Raw genomic sequence first — 11,868 nt, 5'->3', positions numbered from 1 at the left:
TTTTATGTAATCGACTGTAAAGGGATTGTTTACTAATCCAGCAAATCCATATGCAAAAGACGCGCGAGTTCCTTGCATTCTGTTTCAAACGCCGGGATACGCTGAAAGTGAACTAGCATCCCCTGAATTACGGCTTTTTGCGGATGTTCTTTTTCCGCTTCGTTCTGGGTGACTACAAGGACTTCTTTCAGTTTGCCCGCCTTTTCCTTAGACAACTCCAGCGTCTCAATCTTGGTTTTCATGGCGTTTAATACTTCGGAGACGGACTTCTGCCCCTGGTAGTAAGCATTCGGTATTCGGGCTGCCGTGACCAGCTGTGTTTCTTTTCGTGCCAGTAAGCCGCTGACGAGATCATCCATCCTTCTTACGATGTAAGCACCCAATTGGTTTCCGTCAATCTGAATTCCGGCAATAATAATCCATTTGAAATAACCGTTAATCAGCCCTTCAATCTGGATAATGATATCAGGTTCATAGGATGCCATTTGGTCACCATAGATATTGATAACATTTTGCCGCAGCCAGTGAAAATTTTGCGTATTCATCTCCTGAATGAATGCATCCGTATTTTCCCCGATTGAAATATTTTGATAAAGGTGCATCGTTAAAAAATCTTTATACTGGTAAATGTATGTTGTCACCACTTCAATCTGTTTGGCAAAACTATCGCGTGGCGGAAGATTTTCTTGCTGGACGTATTCAATCCGTCCGGCAATCTCCTGGTGATAGTAATGAAACGCCGTCATGATGAAGTCTTGTTTGGATTGGAAATGCAAATAAAAGGCGCCTTTGGAGACGCCCGCACCTTCTGCAATTGCTTCAACCGAGGTCATATGGTAGCCTTTTTCGGCAAACAGCTTCATCCCGGCTTCAATTAATTTTATTTTTTTCGCATTCAATTTTAACACCCGGTTTCGAGTTTATTCCGCGTTAACGGGCAGCAGAACCCCTCTTCAATCATTTCAAGGATACCAGGAAAGATAAGCGGGAGATCAGCTGCCCGTTAAGATCCGGTTCGTTCAACTGACATTCATTGGGAAAAAGCACCCTAATTATTGAAGTTGTCATCTAAAAACTGTACTAACCAGTCAGTCACTTTTCAATTTTACACGGCACAGTTCATGAAAGCAAGAAAAAGAATCAGAATGTGAAACGATTCTTAAGTCTAATAACGACGCCTCCACCAATATGGACCGCTGCCAAAAAAGAATGAGCGGTTCAGCCTGGCAATGATCTGGCCTGTCCGTTTAAATTGCATATCAAATGTGGATTCCGATGTATTAATAAACAATCCGGTTCCGTCATAAAACGACACATATGTCCCGTTACCCTGCCTTTCAAAAGATTTTATGTGATAAAAAGAAACCCATACATTGTTCTTGTTTTTGGAAGCACAAGTCGGCAGCATAAAAACCCCTTTTTCAGGAATGACCGGCACCGGAACTTTACTTTTTACTTTCAAGAGATCCTTCGCTGAATCTCGCCGCCCCTGCAGTGTTGAGCCGTATAATATACACGTGTTATCGATGATTTGTTCAGGCCTGAGTGCCGAATTCAGCTCCTGTGACACCTCTAAAATCCGTGAACGGTAATAAGCAGAGTCTTTCGTCAATATAGCTTTCGTATGCTCGGTGATAATGTACACCGGCGATGCAAAATTTTCTCCCATTGAATCCCCCTTGATGTAAAATTGTGACATTTTTATAATCTGTGACTATTGTACTACTTTCTTCCGGGATTATCTATTAAAATTGGAAAAATTTTATAAGTATTTCCGGTTGTTTTTTGCCGGAATCGCACACCCGCATAAAAAATCCCCTAATATAGAAAAGGGGATTTTTAAGTCGTAAACGTTTAATTATTGTTTTCTTCTTCGTCAAGCGGATTGTCATTATTTCCATCATTCTGGTTTCCGTCATTGTCTTTATTATCGTTGCCATTCATGCCATCCTGATTAGTATCTGTTCCATCTTCATTTGTGCCATTATCGTTGCCGTTATCCAGCTGCGGATCATCCTGGTTATCACCGTTCATATCAGGATTGTCTTCCTCCTGATTCAGCGGTGCTTCGTCCTCATTTTCACCAGCCGGATCTTGCTGCTCATCATTTCCGCAAGCAGCAACCAGTGACAATGCCAAAATTGGCGCACCGATTTTTATAAGCCATTTACGCTGCATCTGTATTGTCCCTCCTTTTTAGTTCACTTTCGTTTATAGCTTAACCATTTTATAAAAAGTGATACTCAGTTTTTTAGAGGTTATTTAGTGTGGAGGCAGCTCAATGATTTGTAAGGAAATTAAAAAATCCCCCACAGCTGAGGTGGAGAATCAGACAAGATGATTATTTAATCACGCAGCTAACTGGCAGTAAGAGCAGGAAGCCAAATGCCAGTAAATGTGCGATTTTGTCCGAACTAACTAGAAATTATAATTGGTGCATTTACCTCGCTCCGGAAATATACTTCGCTTTCCGCGGGCGGCTGGTGAGCCTCCTCGTGCTTTTGCACTCCGGGGTCTCACCTATGCCTTTGCTCCCGCAGGAGTCTACGTATATTTCCTCCGCTTTAGGAGTCTAATGTTCATCTTTGTAATTGATCATTTAGTTATGTCCCAGTCTCGAAGTTTCACTTTTCCCCGAGTTTCACTTTATCGCAAAGGTGATTTCGCCTTCACAGGCTACTTCGCCGTCAACGGTTGCGACGCCCTTTCCTTTGCCGACCGGGCCTTTCAAGCGGATAATCTCAACTTCCAGCCGCAGCTGATCACCCGGTTTTACCTCGCGTTTGAACCGGCATTTGTCAAGGCCTGCGAGAAAGCCGATTTTGCCCTGATTTTCCTCAATACCAAGCACGCTAATCGCGCCGGTCTGCGCCAACGCTTCCACAATCAGCACACCGGGCATGACTGGATAGTCAGGAAAATGCCCCTGGAAAAATGGCTCGTTTGCTGTTACATTTTTTATTGCAACAACCCGCTTGCCCTCTTCTATTTCGGTTACTTTGTCAACCAGCAAAAAAGGATAGCGATGCGGGATGGTGTCTTTGATTTGGTTGATATCCATGCAATCTCTCCTCGTATAATATGTAAGATGCTATCATTATAACAGATGCTCGCTGTTTTCCGGGGATTTTATTAAAACAAAAAACATGCCCGTATTCGGCGGACATGCATTATTCTTCTTTTACGACGATATCGATAATATGCTGCCATGTTTCCCATTTTAATGCATCAATTGGATTGCCGTCTCCTATTACACCATAGCCAACCATCACACCGACTATCAGTGCAATTGCCGAAAGAACGAGAACAACAATAATCCGCTGCCAGATTGGAAAAATACGGCGGCGCGGCTTTTTGTTTTGACGCTTTTCTTGTCTCCGCTTTTTCTTTTGTTCTTTCCTTGTTGCTTCATCTGTCGCCGTTTCCTGGTGCTGCTTTTGTTTTTTGCGCGTCACCTTGCCCGGAGTCTTTTCCCGCTGCTGTTCTTTCTCCTGTTCTGCCGCTTTATTACGCTGTCCGTTTTTTTCTTTCACGTCTGTTGGCATGGTTTGTTTCTCCTTACTTCTGTTGTTGCATGTGAATTCTTGATGCTGGTGTTTTCGGGTCACGAATGTCAGAGTGCTTGCTTTGGAATTTTTTCCGAATTTAGTGCAGTGACATTTTCCCCAAATGTTTCTATTAATCCGGTAAATTTCCCGTCATTTTATTTACGTTACCACGTCAACCCGAATTTTGTCCATTTCACTGAATTGATCCGGTTATGGCCACCACAGCAGGGGCATATACTTCGTTTTTTGAAAGCACACCATCGAGGTGGATTACAGCCTCGTATGTTGCCAGCCGCAGACTTGCCAAAACAGATTAAACGATCTTTTTCCGTTCGATTTTGTCGATGTTTTCCAGCATGATGCCTGTCCCTTTGGCAACACAATCCATCGGGTCTTCAGACATGAGGACAGGGACTTTCAGCTCGTCGGCAAGAAGCTGATCGATTCCATGCGTCAGCGCACCGCCGCCGGTCAGGATAACGCCGCGGTCAATGATATCAGCCGATAATTCGGGCGGTGTTTTCTCCAGCACTTGCTTAGCGGCATGCACAATTATGGAAACCGGCTCCCGGAGTGCTTTTTCAATTTCTTCTGAGTAAACTGTTATTGTACGCGGCAAACCGCTCATCATATCACGGCCGCGAATCTCCATTTCCTCATTGCGCGAACCTTCCCAAACGGTTGCGACATTCACTTTGATATCCTCAGCTGTCCGTTCCCCGATCAGCAGTTTATATTCTTTTTTGATGTACTGAAGAATCTCCATATCAAAATTGTCCCCGGCCACTTTAACCGTTTCAGCCGTTACAATGTTGCCCATCGACAACACCGCTGCGTCCGTTGTGCCACCGCCAATGTCCACGACCATGTTCCCGCTCGGCTGGTATATCTCCATGCCGGCACCGACCGCAGCCACTTTCGGCTCTTCCTCCAGATAAACTTTCTTGCCGCCGGATTTTTCAGCCGCTTCCTTAATCGCTTTTTGCTCAACTTTGGTGATATTTGTCGGACAACAAATCAGCATTTTCGGTTTAGTGAAAAATCCTTTGACATTAATTTTATCGATAAAATGCCGCAGCATCGCTTCTGTCATATCAAAATCGGCGATCACACCATCTTTCAGCGGGCGAATCGCATCAATATTGCCAGGCGTCCGCCCAACCATGCGGTACGCCTCCTCTCCGACCTCAAGCACGCGGCCGGTATTCTTATCGATCGCCACAACGGAGGGTTCATTCAAAACAATTCCTTTTCCTTTCAAGTGGATCAACACATTGGCAGTTCCCAGGTCAATCCCGATATCCCTTGAAAACATTCGTTTAGTCCTCCCTGCTATCAAATACTTTCTCGTATCCATATGTAAACACAATTCCGCTAATATTATATTTTACCACAAAACATGATATATAACTGCAATTTGTGAAAAAAAGCTCAGGAAAAATTCACTATGCGGCGGGTGTGGTTGATACGGTTATACCGGGGAAGAGCGCCTCGGAAATCAAAGTGGTGTTTGTGATTTTGTGTCGTTATTTGCAGTTTTGTGTTCATGTTTTTCCGCTTGCGTTCATGCTTGCGAGCTCCGCCCATGTTCTCGTTTTCGTGCCCGTGTTTTGGCGCTCGGAAACATATTTGCCAGCTCCCGCCCATACCCCGACGTTTGAGCCTCACGTTATTTTTAAAATATAATTGTATTTTTAGCAGGAATTTACATTATGATGTCGAATAATAATCCTGATCAATCAAATTTCAATAAGGAGTGATGAACTTTTGTTCCCGACAACAGTATTGCAACGAAAGAAAGCCCACGAACTTCTCGCCTATGAAGCGCTGTTCAGATGTATTCTGGAACAGTACCGACAGCATGAATCCATCGTTTCAGAATACAAACGGGTAAAGGCAGGTTATGACGGCGAGAAGAATGTTGACTACAAACTTTCCACATACCCGCGTAAAGATTTCTTCGTTTTTCAAGGCATCCGTCTGGAAAACCCTCCATTTTATTTTCAAATCGATACGCTGATCCTGACAAAAAAAGCCATTTACATTCTCGAGATAAAAAATCAGAAAGGAACATTTAATTACAATTCAGAGCAGCGCCAGTTAACACAGATCGTAAATGGAGAGGTGAAATCCTACAAAGATCCGATTTTGCAAGCCGAGGCACAAAAAAATCATTTGCAGGGATGGCTTGCACGATTTGGCATTTTCAATATCCCGATTGAGACACTTGTTGTTGTTGCTTACCCCTCAACCATTATCGAAAATGACACACGAGATCCGGAAGTTTATAAGAAGGTCATTCATAACGAAAGCCTCCATCAGCATCTTGACAGATTAAGCGGCAGCTACACAAAGAACATCCTCACCAATTCAGACATCAAGAAATTGTGCCGCATCTTATTAAAGGAAAACAAACCACTCCGGACAGACATTATACAGCAGCACAACATAAGCAAACATCATCTGATAAAAGGTGTGCCTTGTGAAAAGTGCTATAAACATCCGATGAAACGTCTGTACAAAAGATGGCTGTGCCCATGCTGTTCTGCTATCAGTTACAATGCCCACGAACGTGCTATCCTTGACTACTTTCTTCTCCATGGCACAACGATTACTAATAAACAATGCCGTGAATTGCTGCAGATTGTTTCTCCAAAAACAGCACATGTTATAATGAATTCGATGAACCTACAAAAGACCGGAAACACTAGTGCCAGGGTGTATTTCTCACCTCCAATTAATGACTTCCCACAAAATTCTACCATCCCGATCAACTTTAGGAACAATTTTGCAAAACAAACGCTTGATTAGTTGTTGATCCTAGGGCTGAAGTTTCCGTGCTCGGGCAGAACATTTCATTCTCGGGCTGAAGTTCCCGCGCTCGGGCAGAACATTTCATTCTCGGGCGGAAGTTCCCGCGCTCGGGCAGAACATTTCATTCTCGAGCTGAAGTTCCCGCGCTCGGGCTGAACATTTCATTCTCGGGCTGAAGTTTCCGTGCTCGGGCAGAACATTTCATTCTCGGGCTGAAGTTCCCGCGCTCGGGCTGAACTTTTCATTCTCGGGCGGAAGTTTCCGCGCTCGGGCTGAACATCTCATTCTCGAGCTGAAGTTCCCGCGCTCGGGCAGAACTTTTCATTCTCGGGCGGAAGTTCCCGTGCTCGAGCAGAACATTTCATTCTCGGGCTGAAGTTCCCCCGCTCGGGCGGAAGTTCCCGCGCTCACAGCTCCTCCCTGACTTGACTGCACCTGCCTTAAAAACCCGGCCGCACATGGGCCGGGTTTTCTAGGTATCAACTGCACCTCCTCAGACGTGGATTGTGGTGCTGTGGTGGTACCACCTCCTTTAGTGGTCGTCAATTGTGGCAGTCAGCTCACATTATCCTACCGGCTTGAAGGTGGAGTTTTCTGTCCTATGGTCATCTCTGTATTTGTTACGGGTTGCTTCGCCTCCGCGGAGATGGCGGATTGATTTGTGGTAGTCGAGTACGTCTTTGACCTGGTTGTAGAGTTCGGGATTTATTTCCGGCAAGCGTTCTGTTAAATCTTTGTGGACTGTGCTTTTGGAGACACCAAATTCTTTGGCAATCAATCGGACAGTTCTCCTCGTCTCCACGACATATTTGCCTATCCTGATTGTCCTTTCTTTGATGTAATCGTGCACACCGTTCGCCTCCCTAAGTTGGATATTTCCGAGGTGTGGTTTGAGACAAGGTGATACATGTTACACTGTTCACTTATCTTCTGGACAATTCTTCTGTGCAGCTCTGGCTGTATTTTCTTTATTGGATCAACTGAAGAAAAACCCCTTCGCATATGACGTTTGTATGTATTGGATGAAAATTCGGATAGCTGGATGGAAAGCTACACAAGCTCTCACCTCAGACTTTTCTGAATGCTTGGTTTGTAATATTTTATTAACGTTCAGGGAGGATTATGATTAAATTTGCATCTTTGGAGAAATGAGGACAAGACGTTTTTTTGACAACATCACAGGGGCAGCTTCATTGTAAACGGGGATGAATCAAAAAATCCCCGAAATCTGCAACAGACACCTGGTCTTTGAAAATAATTCGGGAATCACTCGATTTTTTATTCTTTTTCAGATATAATAAAAAATGAAAATAGGGATACGGCTTTAATGCTCTTTGCCCAAAACTGAGCATATCAGAAAAACAAATCATTCCCGGATTAACGGTGTATGACGCTGCTGCAAAACACTTATCCGGAGTCGATTCTTTTATGAATAATACCTCTCTGTCACTACATCACGTCTCCCAAATCCGGATCATAATTCACAACTGGCGGCTGGTCTCCCGCTATGCTTGTTGATCCAAACGGCAATACACCTAACAGCAATGTTGCAGTTACACCCAACGAAACAATGAATTTTTTCAATTTTAAGCTCCTTTCAATTAATTTTAAAAGCCGACCCTATTTTCATATCAAACAAATTCATGTGTGCGCGTGGCACCTTCATCAAAATAAAAACTAACTGTTCATTTTCTGAAGCGCATTTAGCGGCAGTCTGCTGAAGAAATAGTCGCTTCTTTTTTCAATAAATTGGTTGTATGACTGTAAAAGAATAGTTTTATCCTTTTTTGCGAGTCCCAAATAGTACAGCCTGAATGGGGTATTGATTTCTATCTCGCTTAAAATGGCCTCCGCTCCGGCGTAGTTACCTTTAGCTATTTCAAGATGAGCTTGCTCACTTTTATCCGTAGATGTAACCCCTTCAACCTTGTTAAAATGTGCTGAAATAAAAGGAATATTATTCTGTTCGATTATCTCCACAATCTTATCCTGATTTTCTTTTTGTGCGATTTTCAGTGCTTCCTTAAAGTGATACATCGCCTGAAAATATGTGTCAAAAATGTACGACAATCCAAGAGCCATATGCAGGCTGATTTTAGTTTCGGGATTGGCTGTTTGCATAAGGACCCGAAAAGCATACTTGCGTGCAATGATCACTTCATTACGGGCAAGGTAATAAATGAATGAATAGTGATATGAACGGCTGCGGAAAAATTCAAGCAAGAAGCCGTCATCTATTTTTCCGAATAAGTATTGCTGTTTCTCCATGATGTTGCCTAATCTTCCGTATTCACACCGTTTAAAATAAATTGATGTCTTTATAAATTCGAGCAGGCACTCCAGCTCAGGTTCCTCTGTCTGAAATGTGTCAGCACGGGTTAAAATTTCATTTTCCGGATACCGTCTTTGCTTCCGGTCCAGCATCAGCTGATATACATCGGCCCAGTTCCGGATGGAGAGAGATTCTGAAGATTTATTCCTGATGATTAACTGTTGCAAATCATCATAATAGCCATTCATATATAAAAATTCCATACCCTTTTTTCTGATTTCCCCGGAGATCGTTTCATAGCAAATTTTTCGCATCAGCTGGTGGACAGTATGCTCATCGTAATCCTGCCGCAATATTAGCAAAATTTGTTCCATCCTCAGCTTGTCATCAGTAGACAAGGCTGCGACTGAATCAGGCATGAATACCCCTCCTAATCAAAATGGGTATGGGTTTAAGTACATAACGGAAATTTGTTAAGAAGTCTATATTCTATATATCTATATAATAACACAAAATTCGCCAAATAATAGCAATTTCCTTCGACAATTTTCGCACAGATGATAGAAATCGCGCTTTAAAACACTTAAAAAACTTGGCTAATCAACAAAAAAATAACCCTAGTTGAATGATCACTAGGGTTCTGATATGAATAGATGAAACGTTTTGTGATGTGGAAGATGAAGGATATATATTTTCATCTTCCGCACCGGTTATTCATTTCCAGGTCTTGTCACATCAGTCGAGTCATCGTCCTGATTGCCGCCTTCACTTCCGTCAGATTCCGGATTCTCATTGTCAGACGAGCCGGATTCGCTGTCTTCTGTGCCATCAGAGTCTGCGCCTTCCTTCTTAGAGTCTTCAGAGTCTTCACTTTCCTTCTTAGAGCCTTCAGAATCAGCGCCTTCTTCTGCTGCACCATCGGAATCGGATTCAGTATTATCCTCTTCCGGTGCTTCTGATTGCTCGCTTCCGTCAGACTCTGCGTCTCCGCCTTCCGCTTCTTCCTTATCGGACGTAGCTTCATCAAGTGCGCTTAATGGCTGATTGAAGAAGTTTTCCGGATTAACATCCTCTCCATCTTTTCTTATTTCGAAATGGAGATGAGTGCCATTGTCCTTGCCGAAAAGATTTTTGCCCGCGGTTCCGATGGCTTCTCCCTGCTTGACTTTTTGGTCAGCGGAAACCTGAACGTCTCCTAAACTGGCATAATGCGTTGTGACGCCACTGTCATGTGTCAGTGTTACGACTTTGCCAAGCAATGGATCTTCCTTGATTTCGCTGACTGTTCCACTCAATGACGCCAACACATCAAATGTTTCACCTTCAGCAGATGCAATATCAATGCCTGTACTTTGATAGTAACGGTCGTTGAATACGACGATTGCATTCTCCTGAGCTTCCTGGTCTGCGTTGTAGTCATAGTATTTAGTTACGATTTCTGCTTGATCCATGTTTTCGACAGGCGCTTGAACAACTTCCTGCTGATCCATGACTGGCTGTGCCTCTTCATCATTCTCGACTGGTGAGTACTCCTCTGTATTTTCTTCCTGGCTTTCGTCAATCTGATTGCCAAGATTCTGGTACCATACCACCAGCGACAGAAGTAGTGCAGCTATGGTCAGGTAGACTGCCGGAAAGAACCACTTCTTCCGGAAAATGCGACTCCATTTATTTTTTGGAGTGCCATTGTTTTCTTCTTTCATGTCTCATCACCTCAACAACCATTCTGAGCAGAAAAATTGGAAACTATACATTTTAATCAAAAAAATTCCCGGTTTTGTGCATTTTTTCTGAAAACCGGGATAAAGTAAGGGGTTAATATGGTTGTTGGGAGAGGGATTTGACAGATTTTACGGTGGTTTAGAAGTTTTGGGTGATAAAATTTCTTCCGATGTGCAGTGCTGTTTTACCGTTTAGGGCCGCTGGTCTGCCCTGGAATACAAAAATACCCGGGACATCATATCCCGGGCATGCATATGAACTATTTAGCGACTAATTTCGGTGCGGTATCGGAAACGGTGCTGATTTCAACTCCCTGATAATAATGCTTTACAATTTCCTTATATGTTTTCCCTTCTTTGGCCATACCGTTTGCACCAAACTGGCTCATGCCGATGCCGTGGCCGAATCCTTTTGTTGTGAAAATCAGATGATCGTTCTTTTTCTCGATGGAAAAATCGCTTGATTTTAATCCCAGCTCTTCGCGAATTTTCCGTCCTGAATAGGATTTCTCACCAATCTTAAGCTGGTCAACACGTTTACCGTCTGTTCTCGTGATTTCCATTGACAGTTGTTCAAGCGGCGGAAGTTCCGATCCCAGTGAATCTTCCATTTCTTTTACCGTCAATATTTTTTGATCCATGAATTTTTGAGTATTTTTATCCCACGGGCTTTCCACACTGCGCAAATACGGCACTTTATTTTTCCAATAATCCTCGGAGTTTTCCGTATAACCGTTGCTTGTGGAAAAATAAGCGGCTGTAATTGGGTTATTCTTATAAGTTAAAATTTCACCTTTAGTTGCTGCGACTGCTTTTTTGATTTTGGTCATTTCCTCATCGTAGTCGCTTCCCATTGTCTTTCTTAGTTCCTGTTCATTATGGTACACCTGGTCACTTGTCGTATCCGTCACATCCGGCTTGTCGGCATTGTCCTGATGCAGCAGACGGTTGACGATAAACGTTCGTGCGGCCAGGGACTGTGCCTTCAAGGCTTCCATTTCAAATTCAGCGGGGGTTTCCGAGGCGACTACACGGGAAACGTAGGTCTCGAGCGGCACTTTTTCAACCTGTTCAGAATTCGCACGCATGACTTCGACAGCAAACGGCGAATCACCCATCGCAATCTCCACATCTTCACCGCTTTTTTCGACGGATTCTTTCTGTTCACCCGAACTGGACATGAACGGCACTACGATTAATGTCGGAACTACCAAAATGACCGTCACTAAGCAGGATACAAATAGTATGGTGGATGCTTTCCATGATGCCGGAGATTTGTTTAGTGACACCGGTTTTCTATTTTTTTGGAGAAGCTGCAGGGATTGGGACTGACGTTTTTTCCGCTTTTTCCTGATCTTTTGTATGATGTTATCTTTTCTCATGTACTGCCTCCTTAACCTTATATAAAATTCTGCAGGTACAGCCTCTAGCATTTCTACTAGTGTGTGTGTTCAAAAAGGAGGATAAAAAGGACCAAGAAGTTCAAAGTATCCTTTTTACCGGACTTCTTGAA

Annotated in this window: 12 protein-coding genes; 1 reads left to right on the top strand and 11 read right to left on the bottom strand. The window is 43.4% G+C overall.

Translation table 11 applies throughout. The features are described 5' to 3' along the window. Positions 1-32: 32 nt before the first annotated feature. The 6 genes from VK097_RS03570 to VK097_RS03545 all read right to left on the bottom strand — a co-directional run bounded on the left by VK097_RS03570 (position 33) and on the right by VK097_RS03545 (position 4,863). On the bottom strand, positions 33-899 hold the full coding sequence (locus VK097_RS03570; protein WP_324210429.1) for a TetR/AcrR family transcriptional regulator: 867 nt from the start codon (positions 897-899) through the stop codon (positions 33-35). Positions 900-1,165: 266 nt separating this feature from the next. Then, complete coding sequence (locus VK097_RS03565; protein ID WP_324210428.1) at positions 1,166-1,669, bottom strand: competence protein ComK; 504 nt, start codon at positions 1,667-1,669, stop codon at positions 1,166-1,168. Positions 1,670-1,854: 185 nt separating this feature from the next. After that, positions 1,855-2,178, bottom strand: coding sequence for a hypothetical protein (locus VK097_RS03560; protein ID WP_324210427.1), 324 nt, complete (start codon positions 2,176-2,178; stop codon positions 1,855-1,857). A gap of 463 nt (positions 2,179-2,641) precedes the next feature. Beyond that, positions 2,642-3,061: a 3-hydroxyacyl-ACP dehydratase FabZ gene (gene fabZ, locus VK097_RS03555; protein WP_324210426.1), complete on the bottom strand. Its 420-nt coding sequence runs from the start codon at positions 3,059-3,061 to the stop codon at positions 2,642-2,644. Between the two features lie 109 nt (positions 3,062-3,170). Continuing rightward, on the bottom strand, positions 3,171-3,545 hold the full coding sequence (locus tag VK097_RS03550; protein WP_324210425.1) for a DNA-directed RNA polymerase subunit beta: 375 nt from the start codon (positions 3,543-3,545) through the stop codon (positions 3,171-3,173). Between the two features lie 316 nt (positions 3,546-3,861). Next, positions 3,862-4,863, bottom strand: a complete 1,002-nt coding sequence (locus tag VK097_RS03545) for a rod shape-determining protein (RefSeq protein ID WP_324210424.1) — start codon at positions 4,861-4,863, stop codon at positions 3,862-3,864. 452 nt (positions 4,864-5,315) lie between these two features. Between VK097_RS03545 and VK097_RS03540 the strand changes: the two genes are divergently transcribed. Further along, a complete protein-coding gene (locus tag VK097_RS03540; RefSeq protein WP_324210423.1) occupies positions 5,316-6,359 on the top strand; it encodes a nuclease-related domain-containing protein in 1,044 nt (347 codons plus the stop codon). A 568-nt stretch (positions 6,360-6,927) separates the two neighbouring features. Here the strand turns inward: VK097_RS03540 and spoIIID are convergent. The 5 genes from spoIIID to spoIID form a co-directional block, all read right to left on the bottom strand. Beyond that, entirely contained in the window at positions 6,928-7,212 is a 285-nt protein-coding gene (gene spoIIID / locus VK097_RS03535) for a sporulation transcriptional regulator SpoIIID (protein WP_324210422.1), read from the bottom strand. A 599-nt stretch (positions 7,213-7,811) separates the two neighbouring features. After that, a complete protein-coding gene (locus tag VK097_RS03530) occupies positions 7,812-7,946 on the bottom strand; it encodes a hypothetical protein (protein ID WP_324210421.1) in 135 nt (44 codons plus the stop codon). Between the two features lie 93 nt (positions 7,947-8,039). Beyond that, the gene (locus tag VK097_RS03525; protein WP_324210420.1) at positions 8,040-9,053 is read right to left on the bottom strand and encodes an AimR family lysis-lysogeny pheromone receptor; all 1,014 of its coding nucleotides are present in this window, start codon (positions 9,051-9,053) and stop codon (positions 8,040-8,042) included. A gap of 291 nt (positions 9,054-9,344) precedes the next feature. Next, positions 9,345-10,337 (bottom strand): stage II sporulation protein SpoIIQ, encoded by a 993-nt coding sequence (gene spoIIQ, locus VK097_RS03520; protein WP_324210419.1) that lies wholly within the window; start codon positions 10,335-10,337, stop codon positions 9,345-9,347. A 278-nt stretch (positions 10,338-10,615) separates the two neighbouring features. Next, on the bottom strand, positions 10,616-11,737 hold the full coding sequence (gene spoIID, locus VK097_RS03515; protein ID WP_324210418.1) for a stage II sporulation protein D: 1,122 nt from the start codon (positions 11,735-11,737) through the stop codon (positions 10,616-10,618). Between the last annotated feature and the right edge of the window lie 131 nt (positions 11,738-11,868).

The organism is Lentibacillus sp. (assembly GCF_035301675.1).
Classification (GTDB): domain Bacteria; phylum Bacillota; class Bacilli; order Bacillales; family Amphibacillaceae; genus Lentibacillus.
Note: the sequence above shows the minus strand (reverse complement) of the source record. Positions and strands in the feature narration are given on the sequence as shown.

Coding starts and splice junctions, on each gene's coding strand:
- VK097_RS03565 (WP_324210428.1), bottom strand. CDS start 1,669: ATGGGAGAAAATTTTGCATCGCCGGTGTACATTATCACCGAGCATACG.
- VK097_RS03560 (WP_324210427.1), bottom strand. CDS start 2,178: ATGCAGCGTAAATGGCTTATAAAAATCGGTGCGCCAATTTTGGCATTG.
- fabZ (WP_324210426.1), bottom strand. CDS start 3,061: ATGGATATCAACCAAATCAAAGACACCATCCCGCATCGCTATCCTTTT.
- VK097_RS03550 (WP_324210425.1), bottom strand. CDS start 3,545: ATGCCAACAGACGTGAAAGAAAAAAACGGACAGCGTAATAAAGCGGCA.
- VK097_RS03545 (WP_324210424.1), bottom strand. CDS start 4,863: ATGTTTTCAAGGGATATCGGGATTGACCTGGGAACTGCCAATGTGTTG.
- VK097_RS03525 (WP_324210420.1), bottom strand. CDS start 9,053: ATGCCTGATTCAGTCGCAGCCTTGTCTACTGATGACAAGCTGAGGATG.
- spoIIQ (WP_324210419.1), bottom strand. CDS start 10,337: ATGAAAGAAGAAAACAATGGCACTCCAAAAAATAAATGGAGTCGCATT.
- spoIID (WP_324210418.1), bottom strand. CDS start 11,737: ATGAGAAAAGATAACATCATACAAAAGATCAGGAAAAAGCGGAAAAAA.